The organism is Aromatoleum anaerobium, from assembly GCF_012910705.2.
GTDB lineage: Bacteria > Pseudomonadota > Gammaproteobacteria > Burkholderiales > Rhodocyclaceae > Aromatoleum > Aromatoleum anaerobium.
Genome location: NZ_WTVG02000039.1, coordinates 677,624 through 697,130, shown reverse-complemented (window position 1 = coordinate 697,130; position 19,507 = coordinate 677,624). Strand labels below are relative to the sequence as shown.

The following is a 19,507-nucleotide window of genomic DNA, read 5'->3' as shown; positions in this document are numbered from 1 at the left end:
CGCCGGGGCCAAAAGATGTTAGAAGCAAGTATCGCCGATGTCAATTCACCTCTGGTGTCTTATATAAGACACGAGACAGATGATGGACGCTGGAAAATTTTTATGATGAAATGCGCGAATGGCACAGGAATCCCCCACATTCAGTCCGCTTTACCGGCAGATCAAGAGCCTGATCCTGCAGGCGCTCGAGTCTGGCGAGTGGCGTCCCGGCCAGGTGATTCCGAGCGAACAGGAGCTCGCCGCCCGCTTCAGCGTTTCGCAGGGCACCGTGCGCAAGGCCATCGATGAAATGGCGGCCGACAATCTGCTGATCCGCAAGCAGGGCAAAGGCACTTTCGTTGCGTCCCATAACGACCCGCGGGCATTGTTCCGCTTCCTGCGCCTGGTGCCGATGGATGGCGATCTTGCGCCTCCGCAGAGCGTGCCGATGGACTGCTGGCGGGCGAAGGCGGGGCAGGAAGCGTCGCGCATGCTGGGCATCGAACTCGGTGATCCGATCATCATCGTCCGGCGCTTGCTGAAATTCGCCGCCAAGCCCGTCGTCATCGACGAGATCTACCTGCCGGGCGAAGTGTTCCCGGGGCTCACGCTGGAAGTGCTGCAAAGCTGGAGCGGCTCGCTCTACAGCCTGTTCGAAACCCGTTTCGGCCTGCGCATGATCCGCGCACAGGAACGCCTGCGTGCCGTGGCGGCGGACCGCTCGACGAGCGAGGCGCTCAAAGTGCCCGAAGGAACGCCGCTGCTGTCGGTCGAGCGGGTCACCTATACGTACGGAGACCGGCCCGTCGAGTGGCGGCGCGGCCTTTATTCGACCGCGGAGCATTTTTATCTGAATGAACTGAACTGACGGGGCGGGATCGGGCGGAGCATGTTCCGCGTATATAATCCCGGCTCCTTGCAATCTGGGAGAACCGCGTCGGGAAACCGACGCTCATCGAGGGGGTAAAACAATATGTCAGAAGCCATAGTGCGCAAGCAGCGGCCAAAATTCCTGGCCCTGCACGAAATCCGGCTCCCGCTGCCGGGTTTCGTCTCGATTCTTCATCGGGTGAGCGGAGCAGGGCTGTTCCTGATGCTGCCGTTCCTGCTGTTCCTGTTCGACCGCAGCCTGGGATCGCCGGAGTCCTTTGAAACATACAAGAGTGTGGTGGCGAACCCGCTCGCCAAGCTGTTGCTGCTCGGCCTGCTGTGGGCGTACCTGCACCACTTCTGCGCCGGCATCCGTTTCCTGCTGCTCGACCTGCACAAGGGGACCGACCTCAAGTCCGCCCGCAGCAGCTCGCGCATCGTGCTGGTCGTGAGCATCGCGCTGACCATCATCATCGGGGTGAAGTTATGGTAAAGCGTATCGTTGTCGGTGCTCACTACGGCCTGCGCGACTGGATCGCGCAACGTGCCACGGCCGTGTTCATGGTGGCCTTCACCATCCTGTTCGCGATTGCCGCGCTCCGCCTGCCGGAAATGAACCATGAAACGTGGTCCGGCCTGTTCCGCGGCGGCGTGATGCGCTTCTTCACGTTCCTGTTCTTCCTCGCATTGTTCTATCACGCATGGATTGGCGTGCGGGACATTTTCATGGACTACATCAACCCGGTCGGCGTCCGCCTGGTCCTGCATGTGGTAACGATCTTCGTGCTCGTCGGCTATGCCGGATGGGCTGCCCAGATTCTTTGGAGGCTGTGAGCGTGAACGTCGCAAAGCGTACTTTTGACGCGGTCATCGTGGGTGCCGGTGGAGCAGGGTTGCGTGCCGCCCTGCAACTTTCCGAGTCCGGACTGAAAACCGCCGTGCTGACCAAGGTGTTCCCGACGCGCTCGCACACCGTCGCGGCCCAGGGGGGCGTCGCCGCCTCGCTCGGCAACACCACCGAGGACAACTGGCACTGGCACATGTACGACACCGTCAAGGGGTCGGACTGGCTGGGCGACCAGGACGCGATCGAATTCATGTGCCGCAAGGCGAACGAGGTCGTCGTCGAACTCGAACACTACGGTATGCCGTTCGACCGCACCGACAACGGCAAGATCTACCAGCGGCCGTTCGGCGGCCACTCGCAGAATTATGGCCAGGCCCCGGTGTCGCGCTCGTGCGCGGCGGCCGACCGCACCGGCCACGCGATGCTGCACGCGCTGTACCAGCGCAACGTGCGCGCGAACACCCAATTCTTCGTCGAATGGATGGCGCTGGACCTGATCCGCGACGCTGACGGCGACGTCCTCGGCGTGACCGCGATCGAGATGGAAACCGGCGAAGTCTGTATCTTCCACGCGAAGGCGACGATTTTCGCGACCGGCGGCGCGGGACGCATTTTCCACAGCTCGACGAACGCGTTCATCAACACCGGCGATGGCCTCGGCATGGCTGCGCGCGCGGGTATTCCGCTCGAGGACATGGAGTTCTGGCAGTTCCACCCGACCGGCGTGTTCGGTGCGGGCGTGCTGATCACCGAGGGCGTGCGCGGCGAAGGCGGCATCCTGCGCAACGCCTCCGGCGAGCGCTTCATGGAACGCTATGCGCCGAACCTGAAGGATCTCGCGTCGCGCGATGTCGTGTCGCGCTCGATGGTGACCGAGATCAACGAAGGTCGCGGCTGCGGTCCGGACAAGGATCACGTGCTGCTCGACATCACGCACCTGTCGCCGGAAACCATCATGAAGCGGCTGCCGGGCATTCGCGAGATCTCGATCCAGTTCGCCGGCGTCGACCCGATCAAGGCACCGATCCCGGTCGTGCCGACCGCACATTACCAGATGGGCGGCATCCCGACGAACTACAAGGGCCAGGTCGTGGCGCCGAAGGACGGCAATCCGAATGCGCCAATCTCGGGCTTCTACGCTGCCGGCGAATGCGCGTGCGCCTCGGTGCATGGTGCGAACCGGCTCGGCACGAACTCGCTGCTTGACCTGCTGGTATTCGGCAAGTCGGCGGGCGAATCGGTCGTCGAGGACTTCCAGAGCGGCGACCTGAGCCTCAAGCCGCTGCCCGCGGACGCCGCCGACGTGTCTCTTGCGCGGCTCGCCCGCCTCGAAGGGCAGAAGAACGGCGAGAGCGTGTTCGAAGTCGGCCTCGAGATGCGTCGCACGATGCAGAAGCACGCCGGCGTGTTCCGCTTCGACAACCTGCTGAAGGAAGGCGTGGCCAGGATCAAGGAAGTCGCCGAACGTTCCAGGCGCACCGAGATCAAGGACAAGTCGAAGGTGTGGAATACCGCGCGGACCGAAGCGCTGGAACTCGACAACCTGATCGAAGTGGCCAAGGCCACGATGGTCTCAGCCGAGGCGCGCAAGGAATCGCGCGGCGCGCATGTGCGTGACGACTCGCCCGACACCGCGGAATTCCCCAACGGCCGTAAAGACAATGAGTGGCTCAAGCACACCCTGTGGTACAGCGAAGGTAACCGGCTCGACTACAAGCCGGTGACGATGAAGCCGCTGTCGCAGGATGTCGAGCCGATCGCACTCGCGAAACGCACCTACTGAGCGCGGGAGAATGACAGAAATGAACAAGCGCACCGTCAAACTGAAGATGTACCGCTACGATCCGGACAAGGACGACAAGCCGTACATGCAGGATTACACCCTCGAACTCGAACCGTCGGACAAGAAGCTGCTGGACGCGCTGGTGCGCCTGAAGTCGCAGGACGATACCTTGTCGTTCCGCCGCTCGTGCCGCGAAGGCGTCTGCGGTTCGGACGCGATGAACATCAACGGCAAGAACGGCCTGGCGTGCCTGACCGACATCGACGGCCTGCCGCAGCCGATCGTGCTGCGCCCGCTGCCGGGCCTGCCCGTGATCCGCGACCTGATCGTCGACATGACGCAGTTCTTCAAGCAGTACCACTCGATCAAACCATACCTGATCAACGACAACCCGCTGCCGGAGCGCGAGCGCCTGCAGTCGCCGGAAGAGCGCGAAGAACTGAACGGGCTCTACGAATGCATCCTGTGCGCGTGCTGCTCGACGTCCTGCCCGTCGTTCTGGTGGAACCCGGACAAGTTCGTCGGCCCGGCCGGCCTGCTCGCGGCGTACCGTTTCCTCGCCGATACGCGCGACGAGGCCACGAGCGAACGCCTCGACAACCTCGAGGACCCGTACCGCCTGTTCCGCTGCCACAGCATCATGAACTGCGTCGACGTCTGTCCGAAGAGTCTCAATCCGACGCGTGCGATCGGCAAGATCAAGGACATGATGGTCAGCCGGGCGGTATGAGCATCAACCGGGGACGCTTGCGCTGGCAATGCCGTCGGGCTTTTCTCGAGCTCGACCTTGTCTTCGCACGCTTTCTGGAAAGGGATTTCGACCGTCTCACGGACGGTCAACTGGCGGATCTGGAGGACTTGCTGCGCTGCGAGGATCATGAGCTTTGGGCCATGGTCAACGGCAGCGAGCCCTGCGGGAACGACCGGTGGAAGGAGATGATCGGCCTGTTGCGTCAGCAATGACCAGCAGGACGTTCGTTACAGGGAGCTAGTAGTTACTACCGGCAAGCAAAAGGGATGACCTATGAGCACTGAACGCACTGCAACGCTAACCGTCGATGGCAAGACCGTCGAATTCCCGGTAATGACCGGCACCCATGGCAATGATGTCATCGATATCCGCACGCTGGGGGCCAAGACCGGTTTCTTCACTTACGACTCGGGCTTCCTGTCGACCGCGAGCTGCAAGTCCACGATTACGTTCATCGACGGCGACAAGGGTGAACTGCTCTATCGCGGTTATCCCATCGAGCAGTTGGCCGACAAGTGCAACTTCCTCGAAGTCGCCTATCTGCTGAAGAACGGCGAGCTCCCGAACGGGAGGCAGAAGGTGGAGTTCGAGAACACCATCAAGAACCACACGATGCTGCACGACCAGATGACGAAGTTCTACACCGGCTTCCGTCGTGATGCGCATCCGATGGCCGTGATGGTCGGCGTCGTCGGCGCGCTGTCGGCCTTCTATCACGAGGCGATGGATTTCTCCGACTCCGAGCACCGCAACATCTCGATCAACCGTCTGATCGCGAAGCTGCCGACGATCGTCGCGATGGCCTACAAGTACAACATGGGCCAGCCGTTCATGTACCCGCGCAACGATCTCGACTACACGGCGAACTTCATGCACATGATGTTCGGCACGCCGTGCGAGAAGTACGAGCCGAATCCGGTGCTGGTGCGCGCGCTCGACACCATCTTCACGCTCCACGCCGACCACGAACAGAACGCCTCGACCTCGACGGTGCGCCTGGCCGGCTCGTCGGGTGCCAACCCGTTCGCGTGCATCTCCGCCGGCATCGCCTGCCTGTGGGGCCCGGCGCACGGCGGCGCGAACGAAGCCTGCCTGAACATGCTCGAGGAAATCGGTGACGTCTCGCGCGTCGGCGAATACATCACGCGTGCCAAGGACAAGAACGACAGCTTCAAGCTGATGGGCTTCGGCCACCGCGTCTACAAGAACTTCGACCCGCGCGCCAAGCTCATGCGCCAGGTCTGCTACGACGTGCTGGGCGAACTGGGCCTCGAGAACGACCGCCTCTTCAAGCTGGCGATGGAACTCGAGAAGATCGCGCTCGAAGACCAGTACTTCGTCGAGAAGAAGCTTTACCCGAACGTCGACTTCTACTCCGGCATCGTGCAGAAGGCGCTGGGGATCCCGACGTCGATGTTCACCTGCATCTTCGCGCTGGCGCGCACGGTGGGCTGGATCACGCAGTGGGAAGAGATGATCACCGATCCGGAATACAAGATCGGTCGGCCGCGCCAGTTGTACATTGGTGCGGCGCGGCGCGACGTACCGGCGCTGGACCAACGTCCGTAAGAGACGAACAGGGAGAGGCGGCGAACCGGTCCGACCACGACCTCGACGGGATGGCGCGATGTGGCCATCCCGTTTTTTTCGGGGCCGCCGGAGCAATTCGCCGATTGCAGCGATAACAAGACACAGGTGGCAATTAACATGATGAAGCAGCTCCGATCGACTTCGTACCTGTTCGGCGCGAATGCGCCATTCATCGAAGAGCTCTACGAGAATTACCTCGCCGACCCGGCGTCGGTGCCGGAAGCCTGGCGCGGCTATTTCGACGCCCTGCAGGCGCAGGCCGGTGCCGCGGTGCGTGATGTCGCGCATGGTCCAGTCATCGCGGCATTCACCGAACTCGCCAAGCGCGGCCCGGTGCGCACCGTGACCGCGGGCGGCGACGATCGTCGCCAGGTCAGCACGTTGCAGCTGATCAACGCCTATCGCTTCCTCGGCAACCGCTGGGCGAATCTCGATCCCCTCAAGCGCACCGAGCGGCCGCAACTGGCCGAACTCGAGCCGTCGTTCTACGGCTTCACCGAAGCGGACCTCAACCAGAGCTTCAATGTCGGGTCGTTCCACGGCTTCTCGGCCGATCACGCGACGCTGCGCGAAATTCTCGAAGCGCTGCGCCAGACGTATTGCGGCTCGATCGGTTCCGAATACATGCACATCTCGGATACCGGCCAGAAGCGCTGGATCCAGAGCCGTCTCGAGAGTGTCCGCGGCACGCCGCGCTTCTCCGCCGAGATGAAGAAGCGCATCCTCGAGCGCACCACCGCCGCCGAGACGCTGGAAAAATTCCTGCACACGAAATACGTCGGCCAGAAGCGCTTTTCGCTCGAAGGCGGCGAATCGACGATCGTCGCGATGGACGAGCTGATCCGCGTCGGCGGTACGCTCGGCGCGCAGGAGATCGTCATCGGGATGGCCCACCGCGGGCGGCTGAACGTGCTCGTCAATACCCTGGGCAAGTCGCCGTCGATGCTCTTCGCCGAATTCGAAGGCAAGGCGGCGGCCGATCTCACCGCGGGCGACGTCAAGTATCACCTCGGCTTCTCGTCCGACGTGATGAGCCCGGGCGGCCCGGTGCATCTGACGCTGTCGTTCAACCCGTCGCACCTCGAGATCATCAATCCTGTCGTCGAGGGCTCGGTCTACGCGCGCCAGGTGCGCCGCAAGGACGAGACCAAGAGCCAGGTGATCCCGGTGCTGATCCACGGCGACGCCGCGGTGGCGGGCCAGGGCGTGAACCAGGAGATGCTGAACTTCTCGCAGACGCGCGGCTATGGCACCGGCGGCACGGTGCATATCGTCGTGAACAACCAGATCGGCTTCACCACGTCCGATCCGCGTGACTACCGCTCCTCGCTCTACTGCACCGACATCTTCAAGATGGTCGAAGCGCCGATCTTCCACGTCAATGGCGACGACCCCGAAGCGGTCGCGTTCGTGACCGCGCTGGCTGTCGAGTTCCGCCAGGAGTTCAAGAAGGACGTCGTCGTCGATATCGTCTGTTACCGCAAGCTCGGCCATAACGAGCAAGACGAGCCGATGGTCACGCAGCCGCTGATGTACCGCAAGATCGCCAGCCATCCGGGCACGCGCAAACTGTACGCCGACCGGCTGGTGACCGAAGGGACGTGCGCGCCCGACGAGCCGGAAAAGATGATCAAGGACTTCCGCGAGCATCTGGACAAGGGCCAGTTGCTGTACAACCCGGTGTTGTCCGGCCATAACCGCCAGTACGCCGTCGACTGGACGCCCTACATCGGCCAGCCCTACACCGACGAAGGCGAGACCGGCATCCCGCTGACCGAACTCAAGCGCCTGTCCGAGCGCCTGACGACGCTGCCCGAAGGCTTCAGCTTGCACCCGCGGGTCAAGAAGATTCTCGAAGACCGTGCCGCGATGGGCCAGGGCGACCTGCCGCTCGACTGGGGGATGGGCGAGAACCTCGCCTATGCGAGCCTGCTCGCGCAAGGGTTCGGCGCGCGTATCTCCGGCGAGGACGTCGGCCGCGGCACCTTCTTCCACCGCCACGCGGTGCTGCACGACCAGAAGCGCGAGCGCTGGGACCAGGGCACTTACGTGCCGCTGAAGCATATCCAGGACGGCCAGGCCGCGTTGCAGATTTTCGATTCGGTGCTGTCGGAAGAGGCTGTCCTCGCGTTCGAGTACGGCTATGCGACCGCCGAGCCGAACGAGCTCGTCGTGTGGGAAGCCCAGTTCGGCGACTTCGTCAACGGCGCCCAGGTCGTGCTCGACCAGTTCATCTGCTCCGGCGAAGCGAAGTGGGGCCGCCTGTGCGGGCTCACGCTGATGCTGCCGCACGGCTACGAAGGCCAGGGCCCGGAACACTCCTCGGCGCGGATCGAGCGCTTCATGAACAACGCCGCCGAGAACAACTGGCAGATCTGCGTGCCGACGACCCCTGCGCAGATCTTCCACCTGCTGCGCCGGCAGATGCTGCGCAAGGTCAGGAAACCGCTGGTGATCATCACGCCGAAGTCGCTGCTGCGCCACAAGGAAGCCACTTCGACGCTGGCCGAACTGGAAGACGGGAAATTCCGCACCGTCATCGGCGAGACCGAGGCGCTCGATCCGAAGAAGGTCAAGCGGGTGGTGCTGTGCCAGGGCAAGCTTTACTACGAACTGCTTGCCTATCGCCGCGAGAACGCCATCAAGGACACCGCGCTGGTGCGGATCGAGCAACTCTATCCGTTCCCGGTCGCTGCCTTCGGGGCGGCCGTCGACCAGTTCCCGAACGCACGGGAAATCGTCTGGGCACAGGAGGAGCCCCGCAACCAGGGCGCCTGGTACTGGCTCGCGTCGCGCCAGCACCTTGTGAATGTGCTCGGACCGAAGCGCAAGCTTCTGCTGGTGTCGCGTCCGGCGGCCGCATCGCCGGCAGTGGGCTACTACGCGAAGCACAACGCGCAGCAAAAAGCGGTCATCGAGAACGCCTTCGGCCCGCTTCAGGACTGATTCAACTCATAACGCCGAACAATACCGGACAACACGGGGAGAGAAATTCATGTTGATTGAAGTGAAAGTGCCGCAACTGTCGGAATCCGTATCCGAGGCCACGCTGGTGGCGTGGCACAAGAAGGAAGGCGACGCGGTGTCGCGCGATGAGAACCTCATCGATATCGAAACCGACAAGGTCGTGCTGGAAACCCCCGCACCGGCTGACGGCGTGCTGGTGAAGATCGTCAAGGCCGACGGCGAGAACGTGACCAGCGGCGACCTGATTGCCCAGATCGACACCGAAGCGAAAGCGCCGGCCGGGGCCAGGCGCGTCGAGGCGGTCCAGGCTGTTGCCGCGCCGGCACCGGCCTTGGCGCTGGCCACCGGCGGAGCGCCGAGCCCCGCTGCGCGCAAGATCCTCGAGGAGAAGGGCGTCGCTGCCGGGGACGTTTCCGGCACCGGCCGCGGCGGTCGCGTAACGAAGGAAGACGCAGTGGCCGCCCAGCCGCCGCGCGCCGCTGCGCCGGCCGCGGCCGCGGCCGCGGTTCCGAGCGGCGATCGTGCCGAAGAGCGTGTGCCGATGACGCGCCTGCGCGCGCGCATCGCCGAACGTCTGATCCAGTCGAAGAATGAAAACGCGATCCTGACGACGTTCAACGAAGTCAACATGGCGCCGGTGATGGCGCTGCGCAAGCAGTACGGCGACAAGTTCGAGAAGGCGCACGGCGTGCGCCTGGGCTTCATGGGCTTCTTCGTCAAGGCGGCGGTCACTGCGCTCAAGCGTTACCCGATCATCAACGCCTCGGTCGATGGCAGCGACATCGTCTACCACGGCTACATCGACATCGGCATCGCCGTCGGCAGCCCGCGCGGTCTCGTCGTGCCGATCCTGCGCGACGCCGACCAGATGTCGATCGCCGACATCGAGAAGAAGATCGCCGAATTCGGCCAAAAGGCCAAGGACGGCAAGCTGTCGCTCGAAGAGCTCACAGGCGGCACGTTCTCGATCTCGAACGGCGGCGTGTTCGGCTCGATGCTGTCGACGCCGATCATCAACCCGCCGCAGTCCGCGATCCTCGGTATCCATGCCACCAAGGACCGTCCGGTCGTGGAGAACGGCCAGATCGTCATCCGCCCGATCAACTATCTGGCGCTGTCCTACGACCACCGCATCATCGACGGCCGCGAAGCGGTGCTCGGCCTGGTGGCGATGAAGGAAGCGCTGGAAGATCCGGCCCGCCTGATCCTCGACGTCTGATTGACCGGCTGCGTGGCGGACCGGCACGGCAGCTTCGCCGTGCCGGTTGGCCACGCTGTTCCCTTTCTCCGGAGTGAATAATGGCTGACAAGCAATTTGACGTCCTCGTCATCGGCGGCGGACCGGGCGGATACGTTGCAGCGATTCGCGCTGCACAACTGGGCTTCAAGACCGCGTGCGCGGAATCCAACCCTTATGCCGACCCGAAAGGCGAGCCGCGCCTCGGCGGCACGTGCCTGAACGTCGGCTGCATCCCGTCGAAGGCGCTGCTGCACACCTCGCACCTGTTCGAGGAAGCCGAGCATGCGTTTCCGACCCAGGGCATCAGGCTCGAGGGCAAGGTGAGCATCGACGTGCCGGTGATGATCGGCCGCAAGAACAAAGTCGTCGACCAGCTCACCAGCGGCATCAAGGGCCTGTTCAAGAAGAACAAGGTCACTTTCCTCGCCGGACACGGCAGCTTCGAAGGCAACGGGCCGGCAGGGTATGTCGTCAGGGTCGGCGCGGAAACCGTCGAAGCCAGGCACGTCATCATCGCGACCGGCTCGAAGCCGCGCCACCTGCCGGGCATCCCGGTCGACAACAGGATCGTCTGCGACAACGTCGGCGCGCTGGATTTCGATTCGGTGCCGAAGAAGCTCGGCGTGATCGGCGCGGGCGTCATCGGCCTCGAGATGGGCTCGGTGTGGCGACGGCTCGGCGCGGAAGTGACGGTCCTCGAAGCGCTGCCCGACTTCATGTCCTTCGCCGACGCGGACGTCGCGAAGGAAGCGCTGAAAGTCTTCACGAAGCAGGGGCTGGATATCCAGACCGGCGTGACGATCGGCGAGACCAAGGTTGGCGCGGACGGCGTGTCGCTCGCCTACACCGGCAAGGACGGCAAGGAAGCGACGCTCGAATGCGAGCGGCTGATCGTCTCGGTCGGCCGCGTTCCGAACACCGACGGCCTGAACGCTTCCACGGTCGGGCTGGAGGTCAGTGACCGGGGCCAGATCGTCGTCGACGGACACTGCCGCACGAACCTGCCGAATGTCTACGCCGTCGGCGACGTCGTGCGCGGCCCGATGCTCGCGCACAAGGCGATGGAAGAGGCGGTGATGGTCGCCGAGATCATCGCCGGGCAAGCCGGTCACACAAATCTCGACACCGTCCCCGGCGTCATCTACACGTCGCCCGAGATCGCCTGGGTCGGCAAGAGCGAGCAGCAGCTCAAAGCCGAAGGCGTTGCCTATCGTGCCGGAAAGATTCCGTTCATGGCGAACGGGCGCGCGCTGGGTTCCGGCGACCCGACCGGCTTCGTCAAGATGCTCGCCGACGCCAACACCGATCGCATCCTCGGCGTGCATATCATCGGCGCAAATGCGTCGGAGCTGATCTCCGAGGCGGTCGTCGCGATGGAGTTCGGCGGCGCTGCGGAAGACCTGGCGCGCATCTGTCACGCTCACCCGACGCTGTCGGAAGTCGTGCATGAAGCGGCGCTGGCGGTAGACAAGCGGCCGCTGCACTTCTGATCGTTGGCCTGCCGCAAGACAGGGGTGGCGCGGGAATATCCTGGCCACCCCTGATTTCGTTTCTGAACATCGCTTTTTCAGTGCCTTCATGCCCCATCGTGTTCTCAAAGTTGCGCAGCACGGAATGCTCGATGCCTACGAGGCGCAGCTCAAGGCCCGCGGCTACAAGTCCGACCCCGAGCAGCGCGCCGCCGTGCAGCGCCTGCAGCAGCTCTATACGGAATTGATCGGGTTCAAGGCCGCGCGCCGCGGGACGCTGCGCAAGCTCCTCGCCCGGCCGCGGATGCCGCGCAGCGTCTATTTCTGGGGCGGCGTCGGGCGCGGCAAGAGCTTCCTGATGGACTGCTTTTTCGACGCGGTACCTTACCAGCGTAAGCGCCGCGTGCATTTCCACGCGTTCATGCAGGAAGTGCAGAACGACCTGAAGAACTTCAACGACGCGCCCGATCCGCTGCAGCGCGTCGCCGATCGCATCGCGCGCCAGACGCGCCTGCTGTGCTTCGACGAGTTTCATGTCTCCGACATTGCCGACGCGATGATCCTCGGGCGCCTCCTCGATGCGCTGTTCGCGCGCGGCGTCATCTTCGTCATGACATCGAACTATCCGCCCGACGGCCTCTATCCGAACGGGCTGCAGCGCATCAACTTCCTGCCGGCCATCGAGATGATCAAGCGCCGCTTCGATGTCATTGAAGTGGACTACGGCACCGATTACCGTTTGCGCACGCTGGAGAAGATCGAGATTTACCTCGTTCCCGACGACGACGCGGCCGAGCGCAAGATGCGCGAGGATTTTCGTCGTCTGGCCGCGTGCGACGGCGAAACCGGCGCGATCGACCTGCTCGGCCGCCAGCTGCCGGTGGTGCGGCGCGCCCCCGGCGTCATCTGGTTCGATTTCACGACGCTGTGCGGGGGTCCGCGGTCGCAGAACGACTATCTCGAAATCGCCCGCGAGCACCACACGCTGCTGCTCTCCGGCGTGCCGCGCATGAGCGCCGGGAATGCGTCCGAAGCGCGGCGCTTCACGTGGCTCGTCGACGTCCTCTACGATCATCGCGTCAAGCTCGTGATGAGTGCCGAAGTCGAGGCGCACGAGCTGTACACGACCGGCCACAACGCCCACGAGTTCGTCCGCACGGTCAGCCGGCTGATGGAAATGCGCAGCCGCGATTACCTTGCCGAGGCCCACCGCACAGAGTGACGGGGCATGAGGCGCCCGCCGCGCACCCCGTCCCGCTCCAGCTTGAGCGCGCATAATCCCCGGGCGGCTGCTAACATGAGCTGATCATCCGACCCGTTGCGAGTGACATGGACCAGCAAGCCATTACTGCCGCCTACCGTCGCTATGCCCCGGTCTATGACATCCTGTTCGGCCCGGTTTTCGAGCCCGGGCGACGGCGGCTGGTGCAGGCCTTGAACTGCCGGCCGGGCGAGGAGGTCCTCGAAGTCGGCGTCGGCACCGGCTTGTCGTTGCGTCATTACCCCCGCTACGCCCGCGTCACGGGCATCGACCTTTCCCCCCACATGCTCGCGCGCGCGAGTCTCCAGGTGCAGCGCCACGATCTGCGCAATGTCGCGCTGATGGCGATGGACGTGCAGCGGCTGTCGTTTCCGGATGCGAGCTTCGACAAGGTGAGCGCCCTGTATGTCGCATCAGTCGTTCCCGATCCGGCGGTGATGATGCAGGAACTCGAGCGGGTCTGCCGGCCCGGCGGCGAAGTCGTCGTCGTCAATCATTTCACCCGCAGCAACGGTTTCGCGTCGCGCATCGAGCGCAGCCTCGCGCCGCTCGCGCGTTCGCTAGGGTTCCGGCCGCTGTTTCCGCTCGATGCGTTCATCGGCCTGACGCATCTCGAGCTGACCGAAGCCACGCCGGTGAACGCCTTCGGCTACTGGACGCTGCTGCGTTTTCGTAACCGCGCCTGAGCCGGGGACGGCGGCAGGCGATCGTCGACGCGGGACGGCGTCGTTCGTACGCCGGTCGCGTAGCGCCAATCGGCCGTCATCAACCGATCGGCGCTCTCTGGCGCGCGCGTTGCCGAAGCGGCCCGGGGCGAAAGCCGTCCTGCGCCATCCACTGGTGATAGCATTGCCGACTGCTCCTGTTTTGCGCCATGCCAGATATCGATTCCGCCTTTTCTCCCGATGGATTGCTTGCCACGGCAGTGCCGTCGTTCCGGCCTCGCCCGCAACAGCTCGAGATGGCGCGGCGCATCGCCGAAGCCCTGCAGGAAAACCGCGTCCTCGTCGCCGAAGCCGGCACCGGCACCGGCAAGACGTTCGCGTATCTGGTGCCGGCGCTGCTGTCCGGCGGCAAGGTGATCCTGTCGACCGGCACCAAGACGCTGCAGGACCAGCTCTTCAATCGCGACCTGCCGACGGTGCGCGCCGCGCTGAGGGTGCCGGTCACCGTGGCGCTGCTGAAGGGCCGCGCGAATTACGTCTGCCCGTACCACCTCGAACGCAATTCGCATGATGGCCGCTTCCTCACCGCGCAGGATGCGGTCGATCTGCGCGCGATCGCACGCTTCGCAAAAACGACGCACAGCGGTGACAAGGCCGAATGCACGGAAGTGCGCGAAGACTCCGCGGCGTGGCTGGCAGCCACTTCGACGCGCGACAACTGTCTCGGCCAGGAATGCCCGAACGTCAAGGAATGCTTCGTGCTTTCAGCGCGGCGTGCCGCGATGGACGCCGACATCGTCGTCGTCAATCACCACCTGTTCTTCGCCGACGTGATGCTGCGCGACGAAGGCATGGGCGAGCTGCTGCCGGCGTGCAACGCGGTAATTTTCGACGAAGCGCACCAGCTGCCGGAAACGGCGAGCCTGTTCTTCGGCGAGAACCTGTCGACGGCGCAGCTGCTCGAACTCGCGCGCGACACGCGCTCCGAGACGCTCGCCGGGGCGCGTGATTGCCGCGAACTGATCGACGCGAGCCGGGCGCTGGAGAAGGCGGCGCGCGACCTGCGGCTCGCGTTCGGTCCGGAGCCGGCGCGACTCTCGGCCGCGCAGGCCGCCGCGCTGCCGCAATTCCACGATGCGCTGAAGACGCTCGACGACGAACTGGGCCGCTTCGCCGCGATCCTCGGCACGCAGGCCGAACGCTCGGAAGGGCTCGCGAACTGCCTGCGCCGCACCGATGAAATCCAGCAACGGCTCGGGCGCTGGCGCACGCCCGATTCGGCCGAGCTGATCCGCTGGGTCGAAGTGTTCACACAGTCGGCCGCGCTGAACGCAACGCCGCTGCACGTGTCGCAGGTGTTCCGCCGCCAGCTCGAGAGCCATCCGCGAGCGTGGATCTTCACCTCGGCAACGCTCGCCGTGGGCAGCGACTTCGGCCACTACTGCGACGAACTGGGGCTGTCGTGGCTCGAGCCGCCACCGCTGACCGAAGTGTGGGGCAGCCCGTTCGACTACGCCGAGCAGGCCCTGCTGTATGCCCCGGCCGGCCTGCCCGACCCGAACCATCCGGCCTATGCCGAAGCCGTCGCGAGGACCGTGCTGCCGCTGATACGCGCGGCGCGCGGGCGGACGTTCGTGCTGTGCACGTCGCTGCGCGCGATGCGGCGCATCCACGGCCTGCTTGCCGACGGCCTCGAGCGCGCCGGCGACAAGCTGCCGATGCTGCTGCAGGGTGAAGGGTCGCGGACAGAACTGCTTGAACGTTTCCGCCGTCTCGGCAATGCGGTGCTCGTCGCGAGCCAGAGTTTCTGGGAAGGCGTCGATGTGCCCGGCGATGCGCTGTCGCTGGTCGTCATCGACAAGCTGCCGTTCGCGCCGCCGGACGATCCGGTACTCGCGGCACGCGTCGAGCACCTGCAGAAGAGCGGCCGCAACCCGTTCATGCATTACCAGTTGCCGCGCGCGGTGATCAACATGAAGCAGGGCGCCGGCCGCCTCATCCGCAGCGAACGCGACCGCGGCGTGCTGTGCATCTGCGACCCGCGGATGATCGACAAGCCCTATGGCAAAGTCATCTGGCGCAGCCTGCCGCCGATGCGTCGCACCCGCCTCGAGGCCGAGGCGGTCGCGTTTCTCGAACAACTGCCGCCACCCCCGGGCACGTGAGTCGCAGGGTGGGGGACACGATGGAGACACCAATGAGTACAGCTGTCGACCCCGGGCTGGATCCGCTGCTGCGCGCGTTGTCCGACGGCGATTGCCTGGATGTCGCCGAGCGCCTCAATCGCGGCTGCCAGTGCGTCTCGCTCGATCATGAGCGCCTGCGCAGCGAGCTCGAACGGGACGCCCGTGACGGCGCGCTCCTGTCGATGATCGTCTCGACCCGCCCGCACCTGTTTGCCGATTCGGTCGCCTTCGTCGCTGCGCATCACCAGGCGCGCATGGCGCAGATCATCGCCGCGGTCGAGCGCGTGGTCGCGCTGCCCGGCTGGGAGGCGCTGGTATTCGAACATGCGCCGGCGGCCGCGAAGCTGCCGACCGCGGCGGCGGGCGTGTTTCTCGGCTACGACTTTCACCTCGGCCCCGAAGGGCCGCAGCTTATCGAGATCAACACCAACGCCGGCGGCGCGCTGCTCAATGTTGCGCTGGCCCGCGCGCAGCGCACGTGCTGTGCCGAAGTCGCGCCGCTCGAAGCGGCCGTCGCCGCAGGCGGGCCGAACGATCCGGAAGCCGCGTTCATCGACATGTTCCGCAGCGAATGGCGCGCGATGCGCGGTGAACAGGTGTTGCGGACAGTTGTGATCGTTGATCGCGAACCGCAGTCCCAGTACCTGCTGCCCGAATTCGTGCTGTTCCAGCGCCTGTTCGAACGCCACGGACTGGCCGCGTTCATCTGCGATCCGGGCGAGCTCGAATTCGCCGACGGGCGCCTGTGGCTCGGTGAGGCCGTTGTCGATCTCGTCTACAACCGCCTCACCGACTTCGCGTTGACCGAGCCGGAAAGCGCAGCGCTTGCCCAGGCTTGGGCGGCGCAGGCGGCGGTGATCACCCCGCACCCGCGCGCCCATGCGCTGTACGCCGACAAGCGCAATCTCGCGCTGCTTGCCGACGACGCGGTGCTGCGGGCGATCGGTGTCGAGGCCGGTACGCGCGCCGTGCTCGCCGCCGGCATCCCGGCTACACGCCAGGTCCGGCCGGAGGACGCTGACGCGTTGTGGCGCGGCCGCAGGGAACTGTTCTTCAAGCCCGCGTCGGGGTTCGGCAGCCGGGCGACGTATCGCGGCGACAAGCTGACGCGCAGGGTGTTCGACGAAATTCTCGCCGGCGACTACATCGCGCAGCGACTCGTGCCGCCCAGCGCGCGGCGCCTGTCGGTCGGGGGTACGGCGACCGACTTGAAGATGGACCTGCGGAATTACGTGTACCGCGGCCGCGTGCAACTTCTCGTGGCGCGGCTGTATCGCGGCCAGACGACGAACTTCCGCACTCCCGGCGGCGGGTTCGCCGCAGTGGTGGCACTTCCCTGCGCACAATCCTGAGCATGTTGTATTCTCCTCAACATTTGAATCGAGCGAACCACTGATGATCGTATTCGGCATCGCCGGCTGGTCCGGTTGCGGCAAGACCACCCTGATCGAAAAGCTCATTCCCCAGTTCACCGCACGCGGGATCTCGGTTTCCGTCATCAAGCACGCCCACCACGGCTTTGACCTCGACCGCCCGGGCAAGGACTCGTTTCGCCACCGCGAGGCGGGAGCCAGCCAGGTGCTGATGTTGTCGAACGATCGCTGGGTGCTGATGCACGAGCTTCGCGGCGCACCCGAGCCGACGCTCGAAGAGCAGCTGCGCCTGTTGTCGCCGTGCGACGTCGTGCTGATCGAGGGTTACAAGGCCGCCGCCGTGCCGAAGATCGAAGTGCATCGTCCGGCGCACGGCAAGCCGCCGCTCTGGGCCGACAATCCCCACGTGGTCGCGGTCGCGACCAACGCCGGGATCGATTGTCCGCTGCCGACGCTCGCGCTCGACGACGGCGCGGCGATTGCCGAATTCATTCTCGCTCACTCACGTCTAGCCACGTAAATCATGAACGCCAATATGCTCTCCTTCGACGAAGCGCTCGAAACGCTGATCCGTAAGGCCCAGCCGATCCGCGAAATCGACATGGCCGACACCTTCGTCGCGCAGGGCAGGGTGCTGGCTGCCGATCTGCATTCCCCGGTTTCGGTGCCTGCGCTCGACACTTCGACGATGGACGGCTACGCGTTGCGTGCAGCCGACGTCACGGCGCCCGGGGCGTCCCTCGCGGTGTCGCAGCGGATTCCGGCGGGCAGCGTCGGCCATCCGCTTCAACCGGGCACGGCTGCCCGCATCTTCACCGGAGCGCCGCTGCCCGCCGGCGCCGACGTCGTCGTGATGCAGGAGATGTGCGAGCACCAGGGCGAGGCAGTGGTGATCAATCATCAACCCCGCGCGGGCGAGGCGGTAAGACTGGCGGGCAGCGAGATCGCCCGGGGTGATACGGTTCTGGCGGCAGGCACGCGGCTGCGCCCGCAAGAACTCGGACTCGCCGCCTCGGTCGGCATCGCGCAGCTGCCGGTCGTGCGACGGATGCGCGTCGCGCTGTTTTCCACCGGCGATGAACTGGTCATGCCGGGCGAAACCTTGCCGCCGGGCGGCGTGTATAACTCCAACCGCTTCCAGCTGCGCGCGCTGCTGCTGCAGCTCGGTTGCGAAGTCACCGATTTCGGCATCGTGCCGGACCGTCTCGAGGCAACGCGCGCGGTGTTGCGCGACGCCGCGCAGGGGCACGAGCTGATCCTCACGAGCGGTGGCGTCTCGGTCGGCGAAGAAGATCATGTGAAGCCCGCAGTCGAAGCCGAAGGTTCGCTCGACCTGTGGAAGATCGCGATGAAACCCGGCAAGCCCCTCGCATACGGGCGCGTCGGAGCAGCCGCGTTCATCGGCCTGCCGGGCAACCCCGTGTCGAGCTTCGTGACCTTCCTGATGATGGTGCGGCCCTTCATCCTCGCGACGCAGGGGGCGAGCGCGCTGAAACCGCGGGCTCTCGCGTTGCGCGCCGATTTCGACTGGCCGCGACCGGATCGCCGGCGCGAGTTCCTGCGCGCGCGCTTCAACGATGCAGGAGGCGTCGAGCTGTATGCTCACCAGGGCGCTGCGGCGCTGTCGTCGATCGTGTGGGCCGACGGGCTCGTCGATGTGCCGGCCGACACGCCGATCGCGCGCGGCGAGACGGTCCGCTTTCTGCCTTACGGCGAGTTGTTATACTGAAATCATGAACATCAAAATCCTTTATTTCGCGTCGCTCAGGGACACGGTCGGGCGTGCCGAAGAATCGTTCGTGCTGCCCTCCGGGGTCGCCACCGTCGGGGATCTGCGTGCTTTCCTTGCCGACCGGGGCGACAAGTGGGACGCGCTCGCGGAAGGGCGCAACGTGCGCGCCGCCCGCAATCAGCGCATGGCGAATCCGGCCGATCCGGTAGGTCCCGGCGACGAAATCGCATTCTTTCCGCCAGTCACCGGAGGCTGAAACATGTCGGTAAGCGTCCAGCAAGCAGATTTCGATGTCGGTGCCGAGATTGCCGCGCTGTCGCAGGGGCGCCTCGAGGTCGGGGCCGTGGCGAGCTTTGTCGGGCTGGTGCGGGATGTCAGCGGTGGTGCCGAAGTCGCGGCGATGACCCTCGAGCACTATCCGGGAATGACCGAGCGCTCGCTCGAAGACATCGTCGGTGAAGCCCGCCGGCGCTGGCAACTCGATGGCGTGCGCGTGATCCACCGCTACGGCAGGCTCGAGCCGGGAGACCGCATCGTCTTCGTCGGCGTCGCCGGGGCCCACCGTGGCGAGGCGTTCGCGGCATGCGAGTTTGTCATGGACTATCTGAAGACTCGCGCGCCCTTCTGGAAGCTCGAGGAAACACCGGACGGGGCGCATTGGGTCGATGCGCGGGACAGCGACGACAGCGCAGCGGCGCGCTGGGGTACGGAGTCGGAGCCGCGCCCGGGGGACTGATCCGCCTGCGCATTCGCGGCGGGAAGGAGGCCGCGGATGGAGTCTGGAGACGGCGGGA

Annotated in this window: 18 protein-coding genes; all 18 read left to right on the top strand. The window is 65.0% G+C overall.

Going from position 1 to position 19,507, the window contains the following annotated elements; translation table 11 throughout:
• Positions 1-118: 118 nt before the first annotated feature.
• The 18 genes from GO606_RS15475 to moaE all read left to right on the top strand — a co-directional run bounded on the left by GO606_RS15475 (position 119) and on the right by moaE (position 19,449).
• Positions 119-847 (top strand): GntR family transcriptional regulator, encoded by a 729-nt coding sequence (locus tag GO606_RS15475; RefSeq protein WP_169118342.1) that lies wholly within the window; start codon positions 119-121, stop codon positions 845-847.
• Between the two features lie 105 nt (positions 848-952).
• Positions 953-1,342, top strand: coding sequence for a succinate dehydrogenase, cytochrome b556 subunit (gene sdhC, locus GO606_RS15470; protein ID WP_169118341.1), 390 nt, complete (start codon positions 953-955; stop codon positions 1,340-1,342).
• Complete coding sequence (gene sdhD / locus GO606_RS15465; RefSeq protein ID WP_169118340.1) at positions 1,336-1,683, top strand: succinate dehydrogenase, hydrophobic membrane anchor protein; 348 nt, start codon at positions 1,336-1,338, stop codon at positions 1,681-1,683. Before sdhC ends, sdhD begins: the two co-directional genes overlap by 7 nt.
• Positions 1,684-1,685: 2 nt before the next feature.
• Entirely contained in the window at positions 1,686-3,479 is a 1,794-nt protein-coding gene (gene sdhA, locus GO606_RS15460) for a succinate dehydrogenase flavoprotein subunit (RefSeq protein WP_169118339.1), read from the top strand.
• Between the two features lie 19 nt (positions 3,480-3,498).
• A complete protein-coding gene (locus tag GO606_RS15455; protein WP_169118338.1) occupies positions 3,499-4,209 on the top strand; it encodes a succinate dehydrogenase iron-sulfur subunit in 711 nt (236 codons plus the stop codon).
• The gene (locus tag GO606_RS15450; protein ID WP_053421898.1) at positions 4,206-4,442 is read left to right on the top strand and encodes an FAD assembly factor SdhE; all 237 of its coding nucleotides are present in this window, start codon (positions 4,206-4,208) and stop codon (positions 4,440-4,442) included. Before GO606_RS15455 ends, GO606_RS15450 begins: the two co-directional genes overlap by 4 nt.
• Before the next feature lie 61 nt (positions 4,443-4,503).
• Positions 4,504-5,799 carry a citrate synthase gene (gltA, locus tag GO606_RS15445; protein ID WP_169118337.1) on the top strand — a complete coding sequence of 432 codons (1,296 nt, stop codon included), beginning with the start codon at positions 4,504-4,506 and terminating at the stop codon, positions 5,797-5,799.
• Between the two features lie 138 nt (positions 5,800-5,937).
• The gene (locus tag GO606_RS15440; RefSeq protein ID WP_169118336.1) at positions 5,938-8,766 is read left to right on the top strand and encodes a 2-oxoglutarate dehydrogenase E1 component; all 2,829 of its coding nucleotides are present in this window, start codon (positions 5,938-5,940) and stop codon (positions 8,764-8,766) included.
• A 49-nt stretch (positions 8,767-8,815) separates the two neighbouring features.
• A complete protein-coding gene (gene odhB / locus GO606_RS15435; RefSeq protein ID WP_169118335.1) occupies positions 8,816-10,006 on the top strand; it encodes a 2-oxoglutarate dehydrogenase complex dihydrolipoyllysine-residue succinyltransferase in 1,191 nt (396 codons plus the stop codon).
• Positions 10,007-10,086: 80 nt separating this feature from the next.
• Positions 10,087-11,517, top strand: coding sequence for a dihydrolipoyl dehydrogenase (gene lpdA / locus GO606_RS15430; protein ID WP_169118334.1), 1,431 nt, complete (start codon positions 10,087-10,089; stop codon positions 11,515-11,517).
• Between the two features lie 88 nt (positions 11,518-11,605).
• On the top strand, positions 11,606-12,718 hold the full coding sequence (gene zapE, locus GO606_RS15425; RefSeq protein WP_169118333.1) for a cell division protein ZapE: 1,113 nt from the start codon (positions 11,606-11,608) through the stop codon (positions 12,716-12,718).
• 107 nt (positions 12,719-12,825) lie between these two features.
• A complete protein-coding gene (locus GO606_RS15420; RefSeq protein WP_169118332.1) occupies positions 12,826-13,443 on the top strand; it encodes a class I SAM-dependent methyltransferase in 618 nt (205 codons plus the stop codon).
• 188 nt (positions 13,444-13,631) lie between these two features.
• A complete protein-coding gene (yoaA, locus tag GO606_RS15415; RefSeq protein WP_169118331.1) occupies positions 13,632-15,587 on the top strand; it encodes a DNA repair helicase YoaA in 1,956 nt (651 codons plus the stop codon).
• Positions 15,588-15,619: 32 nt separating this feature from the next.
• Complete coding sequence (locus GO606_RS15410; RefSeq protein WP_246979630.1) at positions 15,620-16,960, top strand: hypothetical protein; 1,341 nt, start codon at positions 15,620-15,622, stop codon at positions 16,958-16,960.
• 43 nt (positions 16,961-17,003) lie between these two features.
• On the top strand, positions 17,004-17,501 hold the full coding sequence (gene mobB / locus GO606_RS15405) for a molybdopterin-guanine dinucleotide biosynthesis protein B (RefSeq protein ID WP_169118329.1): 498 nt from the start codon (positions 17,004-17,006) through the stop codon (positions 17,499-17,501).
• Between the two features lie 3 nt (positions 17,502-17,504).
• The gene (locus tag GO606_RS15400) at positions 17,505-18,710 is read left to right on the top strand and encodes a molybdopterin molybdotransferase MoeA (RefSeq protein WP_169118328.1); all 1,206 of its coding nucleotides are present in this window, start codon (positions 17,505-17,507) and stop codon (positions 18,708-18,710) included.
• 4 nt (positions 18,711-18,714) lie between these two features.
• Complete coding sequence (gene moaD / locus GO606_RS15395) at positions 18,715-18,969, top strand: molybdopterin converting factor subunit 1 (protein WP_169118327.1); 255 nt, start codon at positions 18,715-18,717, stop codon at positions 18,967-18,969.
• A gap of 3 nt (positions 18,970-18,972) precedes the next feature.
• The gene (gene moaE / locus GO606_RS15390; RefSeq protein ID WP_169118326.1) at positions 18,973-19,449 is read left to right on the top strand and encodes a molybdopterin synthase catalytic subunit MoaE; all 477 of its coding nucleotides are present in this window, start codon (positions 18,973-18,975) and stop codon (positions 19,447-19,449) included.
• Positions 19,450-19,507: the final 58 nt, after the last annotated feature.